The sequence below is a fragment of the Pseudoduganella lurida genome, assembly GCF_007830455.1.
Taxonomy (GTDB): Bacteria; Pseudomonadota; Gammaproteobacteria; order Burkholderiales; family Burkholderiaceae_D; genus Rugamonas; species Rugamonas lurida.
The window spans coordinates 497,284-516,797 of record NZ_VLLB01000004.1 but is presented as its reverse complement, the minus strand read 5'-3'; the positions used below and the strand labels follow the sequence as shown (position 1 = coordinate 516,797).

Here is a 19,514-nt window from a genome sequence, read left to right as displayed (position 1 = left end):
GTCCCCCGCCGCGGTGCATCAGCGGCGGGGCGCATAACAAGATTCTTTCATCAGGAGTACTGTGTATGACGATCAAGGTAGCAATCAACGGTTATGGCCGTATCGGCCGCAATGTGCTGCGTGCTTTCTACGAAGGCGGCAAGAAGCAGGACATCCAGATCGTGGCGATCAATGACCTGGGCAATGCGCAATCGAACGCGCACCTGACCCGCTACGACACGGCGCACGGCAAGTTCAACGGCACCGTGGAAGTCGATGGCGATTTCATGATCGTCAATGGCGACAAGATCCGCGTGTTCGCGCAGCGTAACCCGGCTGAAATCCCGTGGGGCGAGCTGAATGTCGACGTGGTGCTGGAATGCACCGGCTTCTTCACCACCAAGGAAAAGGCTTCGGCCCACCTGAAGGGCGGCGCCAAGAAAGTCATCATCTCGGCACCGGGCGGCAAGGATGTCGATGCCACCATCGTGTTCGGCGTGAACCAGGACGTGCTGAAGGCGTCCGACACCGTAATCTCCAACGCATCGTGCACCACCAACTGCCTGGCCCCGCTGGTCAAGCCGCTGAACGACACGATCGGCCTGGAAAACGGCCTGATGACCACCGTGCACTCGTACACCAACGACCAGGTGCTGACGGACGTGATGCACGAAGACCTGCGCCGCGCCCGTTCGGCCACGCAGTCGATGATCCCGACCAAGACCGGCGCGGCCGCCGCGGTCGGCCTGGTGCTCCCGGAACTGAACGGCAAGCTGGATGGCTACGCGATCCGCGTGCCGACGATCAACGTGTCGCTGGTCGACCTGTCGTTCATCGCCAAGCGCGACACGACGGTCGAGGAAATCAACCAGATCATGAAGGAAGCTTCCGAAGGCGCGCTGAAGGGCATCCTCACGTACCAGACGGAGCCGCTGGTCTCGGTGGACTTCAACCACAACCCGGCCTCGTCGAACTTCGATTCGACGCTGACCAAGGTCTCGGGCCGCCTGGTGAAGGTGTCGTCGTGGTATGACAACGAGTGGGGTTTCAGCAACCGCATGCTGGACACCACGGTTGCTCTGTTCAACGCGAAGTAATCGCGTTCGCATCAGGCAATAAAAAAAGGCGCCTCGGCGCCTTTTTTATTGCCTGAAAAATGGGGTCTGTCCCCATTTTCCGGGCAACTTTTTTTTAGAAGCTGTACGAAGCGCGCACGTAGTACGTGCGGCCGATCGCGGAAGCGAAGCGCGGATCGTAGCCGGCCTGGAACGTCTCTTCCTGGTACGACAGCGGTGGATCGCGGTCGAACAGGTTGCGCACGCCGAACGTGACGGCGTAGCCCTTCGGCTGCGTCCACGACAGGTAGCCGTCGAACGTGGTGTAGGAAGCCACGCGGTGGTTGTCCTCGTAGGCGTTCTCGTCGTCCAGGTAGCCGGACTTGTAGTTGGCCGAGAGGCCGGCGCCGAATTCACGCAGGTTCCAGCGCACCATGGCGGTGTTCTGCCAGCGGAACACGGGGCCGATGCCGGAGTAGGTGCCCAGGCGGTTGTTCCACTCGCCGTTTTCCGATGCCTGGTACTTGAACTCGTTGATCCACGTGCTGTTCATCGAGAAGTTGTACGTGCCGAAATCGGACGTGCGCAGGCGGTACTGGGCGGCCAGGTCGACGCCGTTGGTCTTGATGCTGCCCAGGTTCTGGGTGCGCAGGTCGACGTAGCCGCAGTTGGCCGCCGTCACGCACTGCGAACCGTCGATCGACAGGTTGCCGGCCGGGTTGCGGTGGTACAGCGCCGCGTACTTGGTCGCATCGGCAAACACGTCGTCTTCCGACAGGTTGTCGATCTGGTGGTCCAGCTTCACGGCCCACAGGTCGGCCGACAGCGTCAGGTTACGGACGCCTTCGTAGACGATGCCCAGCGTGGCGTTCTTGGATTCTTCCGGATCCAGGTTGGCATTACCGCCCAGCAGTTTCTGGAACTGCACGCGGCAGTTGGTGGCGGAACCCTTGCCCGGGATCGGCGTGCCGTTCGGGCAGTTGACCGGATCGTTCTGCGTGGACGTGTTGGTGTACGTCTGCGCCGAGTTGATCTCGTACAGCGACGGGGCGCGGAAACCGGTCGAGTACGAACCGCGCACCAGCACTTCCGGTGCCGGCTGCCAGCGGAAGCTGACCTTCGGGTTGGTCGAATTGCCGAAGTCGCTGTACTTGTCGTAGCGCACGGCGGCGGTCACGTCCAGCGTCTTCAGGATCGGCACGTTCAGCTCGGCGTAAGCGGCGTACACGCTGCGCGAGCCTTCGTCATGCGCGTTCGGGTCGATGCCCGTGCTGGCCACGACTTTCGCCGCATATTCCGTGTTCGATTCGGACAGGAATTCCTCGCGGCTGGCGGAACCGCCGATGGCCAGTGCGGCAGGGCGGCCGGCACCGAGCCAGTCGGACAGTTCGCGGCTGGCGGAGAAGTCCAGCGTCTTGGTGGTGCCCTTGGCGTTCTGGATATTGCCGTCCAGCGCGGCGGCCATCAGCAGGTCCATGCCGGCGGTGGTCTGCTCGCCGAACGGGTTGATGACGCCATCCAGCACGCCCTGGGTGATCATGTCGCCGTCGCTGTAGCCGCGCAGGTTCACCTTCACCTTGTTCTCGTTGTAGCTCAGGCCCGTCTGGTAATCCCAGCCGGCGATGTTGCCGGACAGGGTGGCGATGAAGCGCTGCTGGCGGTTGATGTTCTCGTCGGCGCGCGAGCCGTTCGGCAGGTCGCGCCACATCACGTTGATGTAGCCGGGCAGCGCGCCTGGCGGCAGGCCGGACTCACCCTCGAAGAGCGGGTCCAGCGGGATGTTCGGGGTGTACGTGCCGTTGCCCGGATAGTACGGGTTGAGCGAACCGTTGGCCTGCGTGCGGTTCATGATCAGGCCGCCGTATGGCACAGGCGCGATGGCGCTTTCCACCTTGCTGCGGCTGATCAGGTATTCCAGGCCCAGCTCGTGGTTGTTCGGCAGCTTCAGCGTGCCCTTGAATAGCCCGGTGGCGCGCTCGGAGCGGGGCACGTAGTCGACGAAGCTGGACGTCGTCATCTTGCAGCTGGTATTGCCATCGTTGATCAGGTTCGGCGCGCTGCTGCAGTTGCCGGCGACGGGGTTGCCGCTGTCGCCTTCCTGGTAGTAGTTGGCCGGGCTGGTCGAGCCGGACAGGCCGCCGGCGAAGCGCGTGTTGTAAGGGCGGTCCAGGCCGCCGATGGCGCGCTGCTTCTGGAAGTCGCCCATGGCGAAGAAGTTCCAGCCCTGCGTGTCCAGGTCGCCGAAGCCCAGGCCGATGTTCGTGTTGACGGACTGGCCGCCCGGGTGCTGCGGCGAATCGCCACCCACCGTGACGATGCCGCCCGTGAAGTCCTTGCGGGTGATGAAGTTGATCACGCCGCCCACTGCGTCGGAGCCGTACAGCGACGAGGCGCCGTCGCGCAGCACTTCCACGCGCTCGATGGCCGCGAACGGGATCATGTTCAGGTCCGGCGCGGAGCTGTCGAACGCATTGTTCGCCAGGCGGCGGCCGTTCAGCAGCACCAGCGTCTTGTTGGCGCCGATGCCGCGCATGTCGGCAAACGACGCGCCGCCCGTGCCCAGGCCCACGACCTGGCTGGTACCCTGCGTGGCCTGCATCGATGCGACCTGGGACATCACCTGTTCCACGGTGGTCACGCCCTGCGCCTTCAGATCATCCATCTTCATCACGGTGACAGGCACCGCGGTTTCCGCATCGATCCGCTTGATCGCCGAGCCGGTGATCTGGACGCGCTGGATCGGCTGGTCACCCTGTTGGGCAAGCGCCGGTGCCGCGATCAGGCCGGCGATACCGGCTGCACAGATCAGCCTGACCGAGTGGGCCAGGGTCGTTTCTTTCATCATTTGTAAGCTCCTGTTGTCACATGGCCGCCCGTGGCGAGACCACATGTCTCGACAACTGGACGACCCGGTATCAGACAACGAAGACAACAAACTGGTCCAGCACTTTTGATTGTGACAGTAGTGTTACATACAACACTATCGAATAATAATTGTGTTATGAATCTCAGTAATGAATAGTTTAGTACTAGGACTCATTGAATAAAGTGTGTTCGGCATCGCCGAACAGCGTCTGCCACAGCGCGATGACACCGGCCGCATGGTCCGCCACGCGCGCCGGATCCACGCGCGACTGGTCGCCGCCCTGCAGCCGCAACTGGTGCTGCAGCCGGCGCATGGCGCGGTAGGCATCGCCCACCTGGCCGGCCAGCGCGGCATCGATCAGGCCCAGTTCCGCGCACATGCGCAGCAGCGTGATGTTGCCCTTATTGGCCGTCAGCGCAGGATGTTCGGCCGAATGCTCCAGCACCAGGTACTGCACGATGAACTCGATGTCGATCATGCCGCCGGCATCCTGCTTCAGGTCGAAGCTGTCGGCGCGGCTCGGATAGGCGTCGTGCATGCGGCGCCGCATCGCCACCACCTCGCGCTTGAGTGCAGCGCCGCGCTTCGGTTCTGCATCTCCCGCGCCGGGCTGGCGCAGCACCTCGCAGCGGATCCGCTCGAAGCGCGCGCCGATCTCCACATCGCCGGCGCAGAAGCGCGCACGGGTCAGCGCCTGGTGCTCCCATACCCAGGCGGACTGCTTCTGGTAGCGCTCGAAGGCGGGCACCGACAGCACCAGCATGCCGCTGGCGCCATCCGGGCGCAGCGCCGTGTCGATATCGAACAGGATGCCGGCCGAGGTGTGCGACGTCATCCATGTGATGAAGCGCTGCGCCAGCCGGGCGTACAGGCCGGGCGCTTCCTGGTCGTCGTCGTCGAACAGGAAGACGACGTCCAGGTCCGACACATAGCCCAGCTCCTTGCCGCCCAGCTTGCCGTAGGCGATCACGGCGAAGCGGGGTACCTCGCGGTGCCGCTTGGCCACCGTCTGCCAGGCCGCGCCGATGACGGCGGCCACGATCACGTCCGCCAGCGCGGACAGGTGGTCGGCCAGCACCTCCACCGTCAGGTCGCCGGCCAGGTCCTGCGCCAGCAGGTGGAACAGCTGGGCGTGATGCACTTCGCGCAGGATGTCCATCTGACGCTCGGTGTCGCCCCTGGCCAGGGCCAGCTGCGCATCCAGGTCCAGCGCCAGCGCCTGCGGGTCGAACACGGCGTTGCGGATGCGGTCGTCCAGCAGCTCGTCGAGCAGGATCGGGTGCTGCGTGAGGAAGGTGGCCGCCCAGGCGCTGGCATGCATCATGCCGATCACGCGCTCGAGCGTGTGCGGGTATTCCGTCAGCAGTGACAGGTAGGACGAGCGTCGGGCAATGGCTTCCAGGAAGTCCAGCAGCCGGCTCAGGGTGCCGATCTGCGTGCCGGCCGGGTTGGTGGCGGCCGCGCGGGCGATCTGGGGCAGGGCGGCATTGATCAGCGCCACCAGCCGCTGCCGGCTCGCTTCCGGCATCGCGTTCAGCTTCGGCGACTGCCAGGTGGAGACGAGGCGGCGGCTGGCGCCGGCCGGATCGTCGTAGCCCAGGCCGGCGAAGCGGGCCTCGATGGCTTCGCGGTTGTCCGGGTCGGCGCACTCGTTGATGGCGGACGGGTCGATATCGTCGTCATTGGCCTTGTCGGCAAAGATCGCGTCGAACTGGTCGGCCACGAAGGCGCGGTGCACGGCCAGCCGGGCCAGCAGCGTGTCGATGTCCGGCAGGCCCATCATGCGCGCCACCGTGGCGCGGTCCTCGTCGTTCGGCGGCAGCGTGTGGGTCTGCGCATCGTCCAGGTACTGCAGCCGGTGTTCCAGGTTGCGCAGGAAGGTGTAGGAATCGAGCAGCTGCTCCACCACCTGTGGCGTCAGCAGGCCCTTCTCGGGCAGCAGGCGCAGGGTGGCGCGGGTGGAGCGGTCGCGCAGGGCCGGATCGCGGCCGCCGCGGATTAGCTGGAACACCTGGGCCAGGAATTCGATCTCGCGGATGCCGCCGCGGCCCAGCTTCACGTTGTGGCTGCGGTCCGGGTGCAGCCGTTCCTGGCGGTTGACCTCGGCGCGGATCTGCGCGTGCATCGTGCGGATCGCGTCGATCACGCCGAAGTCGAGATAGCGGCGGAAGCAGAACGGCCGCACGATGCATTCCAGCGCGGCGATGTCCTCCGGCGTGCCCGTCACGGCGCGCGCCTTCACCCAGGCATAGCGTTCCCACTCGCGGCCCTGCACGATCAGGTACTGCTCGACCATGCCCAGGCTGGCCGCCAGCGGTCCGGAGCCGCCGTTCGGGCGCAGCGCCATGTCGACGCGGAAGGTGAAGCCGTCTTCCGTGATCTCGGCGATCGCGGCGATCAGCTTCTTGCCCAGCCGGATGAAGTACTCGTGGTTCGACAGCACGCGCTGGCCCGGCCCGGTGGGCACCGTGTCGCCGTCTTCCGGGTAGACGAAGATCAGGTCGATGTCGGAGGACACGTTCAGCTCGAAGCCGCCCTGCTTGCCCATGGCGAGCACCATCAGCTGCTGCTCCAGGCCGGAGTCCGCACCCGTCGGCACGCCGTGCGCGGCGCGCATCTCGGCATCGGCTTCGGCCAGGTGCGTGCGGATCGCGAAGTCAGCCAGCCGGGTCACGGCCGTCACGACTTCGTTCAGATCGGCCTTGCCTTCCAGGTCGCGCCGGATGAGCGACGTGACCAGCAGGTTGCGCAGCCGACGCATGCCGCGGCCGAGTGGCAGCGTGCCATCTTCCCGCTCGATGTGCAGCAGCGCTGCCAGGTCCACGGTATCGAGCCGCTGTCCGCACAGCGCATCGGACTTGGCCTGCCGGTCCGGCGCGGCGGCCAGCCAGCGCTGGTAGAAGCGGGAGTCGGCGGCGGTGGCCGGCGTGAAGGGATACGGTTCGGTGGACAGGACGGCAGGAGCGGCGGAGGGGATGGCTGGCGGCATGGGGGAGGGCGGGAAAGAGAGGGAATATTGGGTAACCGCGTTGTATATCCGCGTTGTGTAACAGTTATGTAAGCAACACCATTGGGCGCCGGGAACAACCGGTCGTTGCGGTAGAATGGGCACCTTCCGCGAATCCCGTGGACGACCTTAATCATTTTACGCCGTGGCAAGCGGCGAGGCGTGGGAATCAGTGTTGACGGAACAATCGGCAGAAGAGACGGCAGCGGCAGCGCAGGGCGAAGGTCCCCTGCTGGCGCGCTGGCACCGCCTCCAGGCCGCCTACCGCTTCTGCAACCTGGCCACGCACCACATCCTGGGCTTCACCATCAAGCTGGTGCTGGCCGTGTACTTCCTGCTGGCGCTGCTGTTCCTGGTGCTGCGCTGGGGCGTGCTGCCGCAGATCGACCGCTACAAGGGCGACATCGAACTGCTGGCCAGCCGCGCTGCCGGCAACCCCGTCACGATCGACCGCATCTATGCGTCCTGGTCCGGCCTGCGGCCCAACCTGTTCCTGGGCGACGTGGTGCTGCGCGATCCGGCCGGCCGTCCCGCCCTGCGCCTGCCCAGCGTGCAGGCCACGCTGTCCTGGTGGAGCGTGCCCACGTTCGGCGTGCGCTTCCACTCGCTGGAACTGATCCGCCCGAACCTGCAGGTGCGCCGCGACGCGGCCGGCCATGTCTACGTGGCCGGCATCTATGTCGATCCGGCCCGCAAGGATGACGGCCGTGGCGCCGACTGGCTGCTGAACCAGCGCGAGCTCGTGGTGCGCGAGGGCAGCATCGTCTGGACCGACGAGCTGCGCACGCCGCAGTCGCCGGCGCCCGTGGCCCCCCTGGCGCTGCGCGACGTGAACGCGGTGCTGCGCAATAACTGGCACCGCCACCGCTTCGGCGTGCAGGCTGCGCCGCCCCAGGGGACGAAGGGTGCGCTCGATATCCGCGGCGACTTCCGCCACCCGGCCCTGTCGGTGCGTGCGTCGGACCTGCAGCAATGGCGGGGCACCCTGTACGCCGGCGTGCGCCAGGCCGACCTGGCCGTGCTGCAGCCCGCGGTGGCGTCGCTGCTGCCGCTGCCGGCCGGCGCCGCCGTCGCCTCGGGCAAGGGCAGCCTGCGCGCCTGGCTGGACATCGACCATGCGCGCGTCAACGGCATCACGGCGGACGTGGCGCTGGCCGATGTCGTCGCCACGCTGGGCACCGGCGTGCCGCCGCTGGACGTGGCGGCCCTGCGCGGCCGGCTGGCCTTCAGCGAAGACAAGCCGGCGCGCGGTGCCAGCCGCCAGGTCGCTTTCGGCGCGTACGGCCATCGCGCCAGCATCACCGATTTCACGCTGCGCACGCGCGATGGCGCCACGCTGGCGCCCACCACGCTGTCCTCGCGCTACCTCCCCGCCGCGAACGGCAAGCCGGCGCGCAGCGAAGTCACGGCCCGCTCGCTGGAACTGAAGACGCTGGCCGAGCTGGCGACCCGGCTGCCGCTGCCGGCCGCGCATCGGGCGCTGCTGGCGGACCTGGCGCCGCACGGCCGCGTCGACGACCTGCGCGCAAAGTGGGACGGGCCGGCGGACAAACCCGTGGCCTGGCAGGTGCACGCCAGGCTCGATGACCTGGGCATGGCCGCGCTGGCGGCGCGCCCCGCCGTGCCGGCCGCTGCCGATGGCAAGTCCGCCGGATTGCCTGCGGTGCCGGCCTTGCCCGGCTTCGACCGCCTGACGGGCACGATCGATGCGGGCAGCGACGGCGGCAAGGTGGCATTCGATGCGCCCGGCCTGGTTCTCGACATGCCGCACTGGTTCGAGACGGCTTCGATGCCGTTCAGGAAACTGAAGCTGGACCTGGCCTGGACGCACGAGGACGACGGCAGCCTGCGCCTCAAGCTGGGCAGGCTGGACTTCGACCAGGACGGCCTGACGGGCAGCATCGCCGGCACGCACACGATTCCCGCCGCAGGCGGCGCCGGCATTGCCGACCTCAACGGCACGCTGAACGGCTTCGTCATCAACCGCATCGGCCGCTACCTGCCGATCGCCACGCCGGAGCACCTGAAGCACTGGCTCACGGGCGCGCTGGAGGCGGGCACCGCGCAGAACGTGACGCTGCGGCTGGCCGGCGACCTGGCGCAGTTCCCGTTTGCCGCCAACACGCCGGCCGCCGCGAAGGGCCAGTTCCGCATCGGTGGCCGGATCGTCGATGGCCGGCTGAACTACGAGCCGGGCTTCTTTGCCAAGGACGGCAAGGCGCCCATGTGGCCGCAGGCCGAACAGATCCGCGGCAGCTTCCTGTTCGAGCGGGCGCGCATGGAAATCCGCGCCGATACGGCGAAGACGGGCAACGTCAGCCTCACCAATGTGAAGGCGGTGATCGCCGACCTGGCGCACCACGACGGCGTGCTGGAAATCGACGGCACGGCGCAGGGCGCCATGGGGGACTACCTGCGCTACGTGAGCAATACGCCGGTGCTGGAATGGATCGGCCACTTCACGGACCAGACCACGGCCACCGGCGCGGCGAAACTGACGTTGCGGCTCGACCTGCCGCTGAACCGGCTGGTCGACAGCAAGGTGCTGGGCACGCTGCAATTGCAGGGCAACGACGTGGTGCTGTGGAACGACATGCCGCCCGTGCTGCAAACCACCGGCAGGATCGAGTTCAACGAGCGGGGCGTGAACCTGAACGGCATCAACGGCACGCTGCTGGGCGGCCCCGTGAACATCGGCGGCGGCACGCAGCGCGACGGCGCCATCGTGGTGAAGATCGGCGGCAGCATGACGGCGGACGGCCTGCGCCGCACCTATCCGTCGGCGGCGATGCAGCGGCTGGCGCAGCACATCGGCGGCAGCACGCGCTACAGCGGCGTGATCAACGCCCACCACCACGAATACCAGGTGGCCATCGATTCCTCGCTGGCCGGCGTGTCGCTGGACTTCCCGGCGCCGCTGGCCAAGACGGCCGCCGAGGCGATGCCGGTGCGCTTCGTGCTGAACGGCGCCGCGGCCAACGAGGCCGGCCTGGCGCAGGACGATATCCGCATTGCGATCGGCACGGGTTTGGCAAGTACTGTGGCAGCCCACTACCAGCGCCAGCGCCAGGACCGCAACCCGTGGCAGCTGGTGCGGGGCGGCATCGGCGTCAACGTGGCGGCGCCCGAGCCGGACAGCGGCATGGCGCTGAACGTGAGCATGAAATCGCTGAACGTGGACGACTGGCTGGCGCTGGGCGGCGCCATCGCCGGTGCCGATGGGGGCGACAGTGCCGCCGCGGCGAACGACGGGCCGGGACTGTCCCAGTACGTGGTGCCGGAAATGATGGCCGGCCGCGCCGACGAACTGGTGATCGGCAGCCGCAAGCTGGAAGGCGTGGTGCTGGGCGCCACGCACCGCAACGGTACCTGGCAGGCCAGCATCGATTCGAAGCAGGCCAACGGCTACCTCACGTGGAACGAGTCGCCCACCGGCAAGGGACTGGGCAAGGTGACGGCGCGGCTGTCCACGCTGATCATTCCGGAATCGGCGGCGGGCGACGTGAAGGACCTGCTGGAGAGTTCCGCGTCGTCGCCTTCGATTCCCGCGCTGGACATCGTGGCGGAACGCTTCGAACTGTTCAACCGGGCGCTGGGCCGGCTGGAACTGCAGGCCTACAATGCGCTGATCACTTCGACGCGGGAATGGCGCGTGGCCAGGCTGGCGCTGGAGAATGCTGATGGCCAGCTGCATGGCTCGGGACGGTGGGTGAGCGCCAAGGGCCGCCACGACACGATGCTCAACTTCAATCTCGACATCGCCGATGCGGGCAAGCTGCTGGAACGGTTCGGCTTTGCCGACACGCTCAAGGGCGGCAAGGGCAAGCTGTCCGGCGACATCGCCTGGCGCGGGCTGCCGTATTCGATGGACATTCCCACGCTGTCCGGCAGCCTGGACCTGAAGGTGGAAAAGGGCCAGTTCCTGAAACAGGACCCGGGCGCGGCCAAGCTGCTGGGCGTGCTGAGCCTGCAGGCGCTGCCGCGGCTGCTGAAGCTGGACTTCCACGACGTGTTTGCCGAAGGCCTGGCGTTCGACGGCATCTCGGCCCATGCCGTGATCGACCGGGGCATCGCGAAGACGGAGAACCTCAAGATGCACGGCGTGGCCGCGACCGTGCTAATGGCCGGCACGGCGGACATCGCCAACGAATCGACCAACCTGCATGTCGTCGTGATCCCGCAGGTGAACTTCGGCACGGCGCCGCTGGTGTATGCGCTGGCCGTCAATCCCGTGATCGGGCTGGGCAGCTATCTCGCCCAGCTGTTCCTGTCGGCGCCGGTGATGAAGGCGCTGACGTACCAGATGCAGGTGACGGGGCCGTGGAAGGCACCCGTCATCACCAAGCTCGACAACAACCGTGTCGAAACGCCCCGACCCCAGTGAGGAAACCATGACCTTCATCGCCGCGATCCAGATGGTGTCGACCCCCGTGGTCGAAGAAAACATCGCCACCGTGCGCCGCCTCGTCGAGCAGGCCGCCGTATCGAACGGCGCGCAGCTGGTGCTGCTGCCCGAGTACTGGCCCATCATGGGCATGGCCGATACCGACAAGGTGGCCGTCGCCGAGCAACCGGGCAGCGGCATCATCCAGGAGACGATGGCGGACCTGGCGCGCACCCACGGCATTTGGCTGCTGGGCGGCACGCTGCCGCTGGCGAGCGACGATCCGGCGAAGGTGGTCAACACCACGCTGGTGTACGACCCGTCGGGACAGCAGGTCTCCCGCTACGACAAGATCCACCTGTTCGGCTTCAACCAGGGCGACGAGTCGTACAACGAATCGCGCACCATCGTGCCGGGCAGGCACGTGGGCACGGTCGACACGGTGGCCGGCAAGGTCGGCATGGCGATCTGCTACGACCTGCGCTTTCCGGAACTGTTCCGCGCCATGGGCCCGGTGGACCTGATCGTGCTGCCTGCCGCGTTCACCTACACGACGGGCGAGGCGCACTGGGAGCTGCTGCTGCGCGCCCGCGCCATCGAGAACCAGTGCTACGTGCTGGCCGCGGCGCAGGGCGGCACGCATGCCAACGGCCGGCGCACCTGGGGCCACAGCATGCTGGTCGATCCGTGGGGCGAAGTGCGCGCCGTGATCGAGGAGGGCGAGGGCATCGTGGGCGGCCTGGTCGACTTCGGGAAGATCGCCAGCGTGCGCGCCAGCCTGCCGGCGCTGCAGCACCGCACCATGTGAAACGCCGTAATCAAATACAATGAGCCGATACGCGCGATAACGCGACAGACATTAGCTGAAGGATCCATCATGAAACCATTCGAACCGAACCTGTCCTCGCTGGCACTGGCGCGCGATGTGCTGCTGACGCCTTTCGGCCTGGACGAATCCAAGCTGATCAGGACGCTGGGCACGATGTTCACGCACAAGGTCGACTACGCCGACCTGTATTTCCAGTTCACCAAGAGCGAAGGCTGGAGCCTGGAAGAAGGCATCGTCAAGACGGGCAGCTTCTCGATCGACCAGGGCGTGGGCGTGCGCGCCGTGTCCGGCGAGAAGACGGCGTTCTCGTATTCCGACGAGATCTCCGAGGCGGCGCTGCTCGATGCGGCCGCCGCCACGCGCACCATCGCGCGCGCCGGCGCCGGCAAGATCAAGGTGGCCGGTTCCCTGAACCAGCAGGGCGGCCGCTCGCTGTACCTGCCGCACGATCCGCTGGCGTCCCTCGACGCCGCGGCGAAAGTGAAGCTGCTGGAACGCGTCGAGAAGATCGCGCGCGCCAAGGATCCCCGCGTGGTGCAGGTGATGGCCGGCCTGGCCGGTGAATACGACGTGGTGCTGGTGGTGCGCAGCGATGGCGTGCTGGCGGCCGACATCCGTCCGCTGGTGCGCGTGTCCGTCACCGTCATCGTCGAACAGGACGGCCGCCGCGAGATGGGCTCGTCCGGCGGCGGCGGCCGCTACGACTACGGCTACTTCACCGACGAACTGCTCACGCAGTATGCCGACGATGCGGTCAAGGGAGCGCTGGTGAACCTGGATTCGCGTCCGGCACCGGCTGGTCCGATGACCGTCGTGCTGGGCCCGGGCTGGCCCGGCATCCTGCTGCACGAGGCGATCGGCCACGGCCTGGAGGGCGACTTCAACCGCAAGGGTTCGTCCACGTTTGCCGGCCGCATCGGCGAGCGCGTGGCGGCCAAGGGCGTTACCGTGGTCGACGACGGCACGCTGGCGGACCGCCGCGGCTCGCTGAACATCGACGACGAGGGCAATCCGACCCAGTGCACCACGCTGATCGAGGACGGCATCCTGCGCGGCTACATCCAGGACACGATGAACGCGCGCCTGATGAAGATGCCGGTCACCGGCAACGCGCGCCGCGAATCGTTCGCCCACCTGCCGATGCCGCGCATGACCAACACCTACATGCTGGCCGGCGACAAGGATCCGGCGGAGATCCTCGCTTCCGTGAAGAACGGCCTGTACGCGGTGAACTTCGGCGGCGGCCAGGTCGACATCACGAACGGCAAGTTCGTGTTCTCCGCCAGCGAGGCGTACATGATCGAAGACGGCAAGATCACGTATCCGGTGAAGGGTGCCACGCTGATCGGCAACGGCCCGGAGGTGCTGAACCGCGTGTCCATGATCGGCAACGACATGAAGCTCGATCCGGGCGTTGGCGTGTGCGGCAAGGAAGGCCAGAGCGTGCCGGTGGGCGTGGGCCAGCCGACCCTGCGCATCGATGGCGTGACGGTGGGCGGGACGGCTTGAGTCGTCCGCGCTGAGGTTCAAAAAGGCGCTGCGGCGCCTTTTTTTGTGGACTGCCACCGGCAACCACGAGCATCAGAACGTGTACGTCCCCCGCAGATACAGCGCCCGCCCGATCGGATCGGTATAGCGCGGGTCATACCCCTTCTGGAACACCGTGCCCTGGTTCGAGAACGGCGGGTCCCTGTCGAACAGGTTCTTCACGCCGGCCGTCAGCGCGATGTTGCTGAAGCCGGTGTACGTGCCGGACAGGTTGACCAGGCTGTATGACGTCACGCGGTTGAAGAATTCCGGATCGACCAGGTTCTGGTCGGCGTAGCGGGTCTTGAAGTTGTGGGCGAGCGTGGCGCTCCACGGGCCGCTGCGCCAGGTGAGCGCGGCGTTGTGGCGCCAGCGGAAGACCACGTAGTTGTCCGCATAGCGCCCCACGTTCTCGATGAACTGGCCGCCCCGTTCGTTCTGGTATTCGTAGCGGTGCACCCAGGTGCCATCCAGCGTGAAGGCCACGTTGCCCCAGTCGGCGGGCCGCGAGCGCACCGTCAGGCTCACGTCCACGCCGTCCGTCTTCACCTTGCCCAGGTTCTCGTTCAGGTCCAGGATCGCGAATGGCGAACCATCGGGATTGCGCAGGAAGCGGTCGCGGTATTTGTCGAAGTCACCGTAGATCGTCTGCTCGGGCAGCGCGCCGATTTTTTCGCGCAGGTGGATGTTCCAGTAATCGAGCGTCAGCGTCACGGCCTGCAGGGGTTCGAGCACGGCGCCGATCGACAGCGTGCGCGATTTTTCCGGCTGCAGGCCGGCGTTCCCGCCCTGCAGCTTGAATTGCTGCAGGTCGCAGTCGCGCAGGGGATTGGCACCCGGCTGCGGCACGCCGCCCGGGCACAGGATCGGGTCGTTGTAGCTGTTGCTGGTGTCGTTCTTCGACTGCGGCGCGTTCTTCTCGAACAGCGTGGGCGCACGGAAGCCCGTGCTGGCCGAGCCGCGCAGCACGAACGCCTGGTGGGGCTGGAAGCGCAGCGAGGCTTTCGGGTTCCAGGTGCCGCCCACGTCGCTGTAGTGGTCGTAGCGGCCCGCCAGCGACGCTTCCAGGTTGCGCAGGAAGGGCGCGCTGATCTCGCCGAACACGGCCTGGATGCTCCGGCTGCCATCCTTCGACAGCGAGCCGGAAAGCCCCGAACTGGCGGCCTGGCCGGCGATATCGCGGTTGACGTTGAAGTCGGCCTTCTCGTGGCGGATCTCGGTGCCGAAGGCCACGGCGAGCTTGCCGCCGGCCAGGTCGAACAGCTCGCGGCTGGCCTTCAGGTCGAAGGCCGTCTGGCGGTTCGAGGCATCCTGCACGCGGCCGCGCAGGGCGGCACTGGCCAGGTAGGCGCGGCCCGCCTCGTTCTGCAGCCCGAAGGGATTCAGGATGCCATTGAAGACGCCGGCGGCGAAGATCGCGTCGCCCACGTAGCCACCCGTGAAGTTCTCCTCCGAGCGGCTGACGGAATAGCTCAGGCCACCCTGGTAGTCCCAGCCCGCCACCACGCCTTCCAGCGCGCCGACCAGGCGCGTGCCGGCGCCTTTCGACTGGATCTGCCGCTGGCCCGCCTCGGTGGGGCGCCAGCTGACCGTCAGCGGCCCGCCGGACAGGCCGGGCTGGGCCGGGACGCCGCCCGCGCGGCCCGGGTAGTAGGGGCTGGTAATGGGCAGCACCAGGTGCGTCTGCGGCGGCGGCGCGGTGCGCGACAGCACGTTGTTCACGGCATGCAGCAGCTCGAGCGAGGCCGTGTGGCCGCTCCCCAGCGCGAAGCTGGCCTTGCCGTAGGCGGTGATGTGTTCCTGTTCCGGCAGGTCGTCGATCAGGCGCGTGTAATCCTGGCGGCAGGTGCCATTCGTCGGGTGCGGCACGGACAGCGGCGCATCGCAGCCGGTGGCCCGGCCGGGATTGCCCTGCACGCCGCTGCCCGCATCGAAGTAGTTGCCGGGGAAGGTCGTGCCGGAGGTGAGGTTCAGGCCGCGCGAGGGGATCACGCCGGTGGCGGAGAAGGGGCGCTGCTGCGATGTCAGCACGTCCTGCTTATGGTAGTCGAACACGCCGAGGACCGCCCAGCGGTCCCGGTCCAGGTCGCCGCCGCCGACGGTCACATTGGCACGCCGCTCGCGCCCGCCCGTTTCATCCGGCAGGATCGTCTCCAGCGAGATCGCGGCGGCATCGACGGCGCGCTTGGTGATGAAGTTGATGACGCCGCCGATCGCATCGGTGCCGTAGATGGCCGAGGCGCCGTCGCGCAGCACCTCCACGCGTTCCAGCGCGGCGACGGGGATCAGGTTCAGGTCCACGCTGGCGCCGTCGTACGGGTGGCTGGCCAGGCGGCGGCCATTCAGCAGCACCAGCGTCTTGTCGCCGCCCAGGCCGCGCAGGTCGGCGGTGGCCTGGCCGCCCGTGGGCAGGCCGCTGGCGTTGCCGCCCACCGTGTTGCCGGCCCCCATGCTGGTCTGGTTCGAAGGGATGCGGTCCAGCACCTCGGCCGCCGTGCTCAGGCCCTGCTTGACGAACTCCTCGGCGCGGAACACGGTCAAGGGCGTGGCCGTTTCGGACTGCAGCCGCTTGATCGACGAGCCGGTGATTTCCACGCGGGCGATCGGGCCTTCGGGGTTCTGCTGGGCCAGGGCGGGCAGGGCGAACAGGGCCGGGAGCAGGGCGGGCGCCAGGACGGCAAGGGGCAGGGTACGGCAGGAAAGCAGCGTGGGGTGGTTCATGGCCGGGTGGTCTCCTTCGTGGTGGTGTCACTACAGAAGTACCCGATGTAATCATTGACATGGATCAGGCCGCAACAGCGTTTTTCCAGCGTCTTGATCTCGCTCAAGTTCGAGAGCAAAAAAAACGGGCCCGAAGGCCCGTTTTTGGAAGCGCTGCAACAGCGCTCAGGTCAGCTAGGCATTAGAACGTGTAACGCATGCCGATCTGGAAGTAGCGGCCCAGCGCGCCGGAGTAGTCCAGCGGGTTGTAGCCGGCAGCGCCGTAGGTCAGCGGATCCAGTGGTGGTTCCTTGTCGAACACGTTCTGGATGGTGCCGAACAGCTCAGCCTTGTCGGACACCTTGTAACGGCCCGTCAGGTCCAGCGTCGTGAACGAGCTGATCTTGCAACCGTTCGGTGCATCGTTGCCGTTGGCGAAGGTGAACGCGCATTCCGTGTCTTCCTTCTCGTACTTGTTGTCCAGCTTGCCACGGAAGTTCACGATACCGGACAGGCGGATCGGGCCACGGTCCCAGGTCAGGCCCAGGTTGACGCGGTCATCCGGCGTGCCGATGCAGTTCGTCACGTCGCAGTTGCCGTGCGTGCCGGCGAAGTCCACGGAATCGCCGTTCTGCTCGATACGCTGGTACTTGAACAGGTGGGTCCACTTGGCATCGGCCGTGATGGAACCAGCGCTGCCGATCTGGAACGTGGTGCGGGCATCCAGGTCGAGGCCACGGACTTCGGTCGCTGCCGAGTTCACGTAGTTCGACAGCACGGCAACGATCGCGCCTGGATCGCCAGGACGGGTCGACGAACCGATGTCACGCACGACGCGGCCGGCGGCGATGGCCGACAGGGTCGATTCCTGGTTGATCTCGTTGGTGCGCTTGATCTGCCAGCCATCGATCGAGATGCTGGTGCGTGGCAGCGGATCCCACACGGCGCCCAGCGAGAAGCTCTTCGATTTTTCCGGCGACAGGTCCGGGTTCGGCGACGTGATCACGGCCACCGACGAAGCGGAGCAGGCCGCCGTCACGCCCAGGGCGCAACGGGTCGGATCGGCAGCGGTGGTGAAGGCTGCCAGGCCGCCACGGCCGTTTTCAGCCGCGCCAGGAGCACGGAAGCCGCGAGCGAACGTACCGCGCAGGGCGAAGCTGTTGATCGGCGTGAACTTGAAGCCCACTTTCGGCGTGTACGAGTTGCCCACGTCGTTGAAGTGGTCGTAACGCAGCGCGCCGGAGATTTCCAGGGTCTTCAGGACCGGTGCGATGGCTTCGGTGTACAGCGCGACGGAGTTGCGCTGGCCTTCATAGGCCGAGTAACCCAGGCCGATGATGTTGCCGCGGTCGGTGCCGGCGGTCGGTGCCAGTTCGGTCGAGTCGTGACGCACTTCGGCGCCCACGGCGATACCGATCGCGCCGCCCGGCAGCTGGCCGAACTCACGCGAGGCCTTGAAGTCGGCCAGGGCCAGCTTCGTGGTGGCATCGTTGGCGATGGTCGGCGACAGCGCGTCGTACAGGGCCTGCGAGTTCAGGCCGGCGTTCTCGCCGATGCGCCAGTAGGTGCCGGCCGGCAGGGCGCGGTACGCTGCGGATGCCTGGGCGGCAGCCACGTTCGCTGCGGACGGGTTCAGCAGGGCGTAGGCCACGTCGCGCTGCAGGTAGCCGCCGCGCTCGTTGTTCACCTTGTTCATCGAGAACAGGATCGCCGAGTCGATATCCCAGCCTGCGGCGGAGCCTTTCAGGCCGGCCACGGCGCGCGTGAAGTTCGATTCGATGTTGCTGGTGCGTGGGCCCACGTCATACGCCAGGTAGCGCAGGCGGGCGGTCGAACCGAAGTACGGGTTGTCCGGGTGCGCGGCGCCCAGCGAGATCGTGGCGTTGTTGACCGGGCCGCCTGGGTAGCCGACCGAACCGCTGATGCCGGAAGGCGTCGACGACGAATCGGAATTGCTGTGGTAGCCGTTCAGTTCAACGTACGCCTGCCAGTCCGGGTTCAGCTGGAACGTGGCGCGCGAGAACAGGTTCAGGGTTTCCTGACGTGGCTGCATCTGGTTGTACTGCTGTGCCGAGTCGATCAGGCAGCCGCCCAGTGGGTCGCCCTGCGGGTGGCTGGTCAGGTTCGAGCACTTCGCGCCCGGGAAGGTGCGGGTGAAGCCATTGCCGGCTGCCAGGCTGTCGCGGCTGTAGTAGCCACCGCCAGGCTGCTGCACGTTACCGATGATCGAGCTGCCGGCCGAGCCGGAATTGACGATCGCGCCAGTGCCGCCCAGGGCTTCCTGTGCGGAGAAGCCGAAGTCGCGCAGATCGCTCTTGCCGACGGCGCCGCGGTCGGCACGGTCACGGTTCCACACTTCTTTTTTCTTGCCGTATTCGGCGCTGAACAGGAAGTTGTAGCGGTCCGTTTCCAGGTCGCCCACGCCGTGCGTGACGGCGATGCGGGTGTCCGCGCCATCTTTCTCGTTCGACAGGCCCTGGCTGGCGCGCACGGTGGTGCCCACGTAGTCGCGGCGCAGGATCACGTTGACGACGCCGGCGATGGCATCGGAACCGTAGATGGCGGAGGCGCCGTCTTTCAGGATTTCAACGCGCTCGACTGCTTCGGCCGGGATGATGTTCAGGTCGGCGAAGGTTTTCTGGCCGTCATCGGCCAGGCCATACGGCGCAATGCGGCGGCCGTTCAGCAGCACCAGCGTGGACTGGGCGCCCAGGCCGCGCAGGGAGATACCCGATGCGCCGGCGGCGAAACCGCTGCCGAAGCTGGTTGGTACGGAACCGGAGTTGTCGACTGCCAGCGTTTGCAGCAGTTCGGCGACGGTGGTTTTGCCCGATTTTTCGATATCGGCACGGTTCACGGTCTGAACCGGCGATGCCGTTTCAGCCTGCGAACGGCGAATGTTCGAACCGGTAATTTCGACCCGTTGTACGGTCTGGCCGGCAGCAGGTTCGGTGGTTTGTGCCTGAGCGGTCAGAACCGACATCAACAGTGGCACTGCCACCGGGAAAGCCCGGCGCAGTCCACCTGGCAGGGGGCGAATTTTGATGGTCATCAGTGGTTCTCCAGAAGGTGTCCGATGTTTTTCGTGAGAGACGAACTTATATAGGAGATAAACAGTTTAGGAAACTGCAATGTCTCATGTGCGCAACAAAATTTGGAGGTGTCAA

Annotated in this window: 8 protein-coding genes; 4 read left to right on the top strand and 4 right to left on the bottom strand. The window is 66.6% G+C overall.

Annotated elements, in window-relative coordinates:
• The first annotated feature begins 65 nt into the window (after positions 1 to 65).
• Complete coding sequence (gene gap, locus IP91_RS14595; RefSeq protein WP_145649777.1) at positions 66 to 1,076, top strand: type I glyceraldehyde-3-phosphate dehydrogenase; 1,011 nt, start codon at positions 66 to 68, stop codon at positions 1,074 to 1,076.
• 94 nt (positions 1,077 to 1,170) lie between these two features.
• Here the strand turns inward: gap and IP91_RS14590 are convergent, their stop codons facing one another.
• Complete coding sequence (locus IP91_RS14590; protein WP_158643149.1) at positions 1,171 to 3,879, bottom strand: TonB-dependent receptor; 2,709 nt, start codon at positions 3,877 to 3,879, stop codon at positions 1,171 to 1,173.
• Positions 3,880 to 4,063: 184 nt separating this feature from the next.
• Positions 4,064 to 6,889, bottom strand: coding sequence for a bifunctional [glutamate--ammonia ligase]-adenylyl-L-tyrosine phosphorylase/[glutamate--ammonia-ligase] adenylyltransferase (gene glnE / locus IP91_RS14585; protein WP_145649775.1), 2,826 nt, complete (start codon positions 6,887 to 6,889; stop codon positions 4,064 to 4,066).
• A 193-nt stretch (positions 6,890 to 7,082) separates the two neighbouring features.
• Between glnE and IP91_RS14580 the strand changes: the two genes are divergently transcribed.
• The 3 genes from IP91_RS14580 (at position 7,083) to tldD (ending at position 13,629) form a co-directional block, all read left to right on the top strand.
• Positions 7,083 to 11,291, top strand: a complete 4,209-nt coding sequence (locus IP91_RS14580) for a YhdP family protein (protein WP_229474431.1) — start codon at positions 7,083 to 7,085, stop codon at positions 11,289 to 11,291.
• Between the two features lie 7 nt (positions 11,292 to 11,298).
• The gene (locus IP91_RS14575; protein ID WP_229474429.1) at positions 11,299 to 12,099 is read left to right on the top strand and encodes a carbon-nitrogen hydrolase family protein; all 801 of its coding nucleotides are present in this window, start codon (positions 11,299 to 11,301) and stop codon (positions 12,097 to 12,099) included.
• A 69-nt stretch (positions 12,100 to 12,168) separates the two neighbouring features.
• Entirely contained in the window at positions 12,169 to 13,629 is a 1,461-nt protein-coding gene (tldD, locus tag IP91_RS14570) for a metalloprotease TldD (protein WP_145649774.1), read from the top strand.
• Positions 13,630 to 13,701: 72 nt separating this feature from the next.
• On the opposite strand, the gene IP91_RS14565 is transcribed toward tldD, so the two are convergent.
• Positions 13,702 to 16,368, bottom strand: a complete 2,667-nt coding sequence (locus IP91_RS14565) for a TonB-dependent receptor (RefSeq protein WP_145649773.1) — start codon at positions 16,366 to 16,368, stop codon at positions 13,702 to 13,704.
• A gap of 181 nt (positions 16,369 to 16,549) precedes the next feature.
• Entirely contained in the window at positions 16,550 to 19,399 is a 2,850-nt protein-coding gene (locus IP91_RS14560) for a TonB-dependent receptor (RefSeq protein WP_145649772.1), read from the bottom strand.
• Positions 19,400 to 19,514: the final 115 nt, after the last annotated feature.

What these genes read in the sequence shown, in the direction of transcription:
- gap (WP_145649777.1), top strand. Translation starts at nt 66, where the DNA reads ATGACGATCAAGGTAGCAATCAACGGTTATGGCCGTATCGGCCGCAAT.
- IP91_RS14590 (WP_158643149.1), bottom strand. Translation starts at nt 3,879, where the DNA reads ATGATGAAAGAAACGACCCTGGCCCACTCGGTCAGGCTGATCTGTGCA.
- glnE (WP_145649775.1), bottom strand. Translation starts at nt 6,889, where the DNA reads ATGCCGCCAGCCATCCCCTCCGCCGCTCCTGCCGTCCTGTCCACCGAA.
- IP91_RS14575 (WP_229474429.1), top strand. Translation starts at nt 11,299, where the DNA reads ATGACCTTCATCGCCGCGATCCAGATGGTGTCGACCCCCGTGGTCGAA.
- tldD (WP_145649774.1), top strand. Translation starts at nt 12,169, where the DNA reads ATGAAACCATTCGAACCGAACCTGTCCTCGCTGGCACTGGCGCGCGAT.
- IP91_RS14565 (WP_145649773.1), bottom strand. Translation starts at nt 16,368, where the DNA reads ATGAACCACCCCACGCTGCTTTCCTGCCGTACCCTGCCCCTTGCCGTC.
- IP91_RS14560 (WP_145649772.1), bottom strand. Translation starts at nt 19,399, where the DNA reads ATGACCATCAAAATTCGCCCCCTGCCAGGTGGACTGCGCCGGGCTTTC.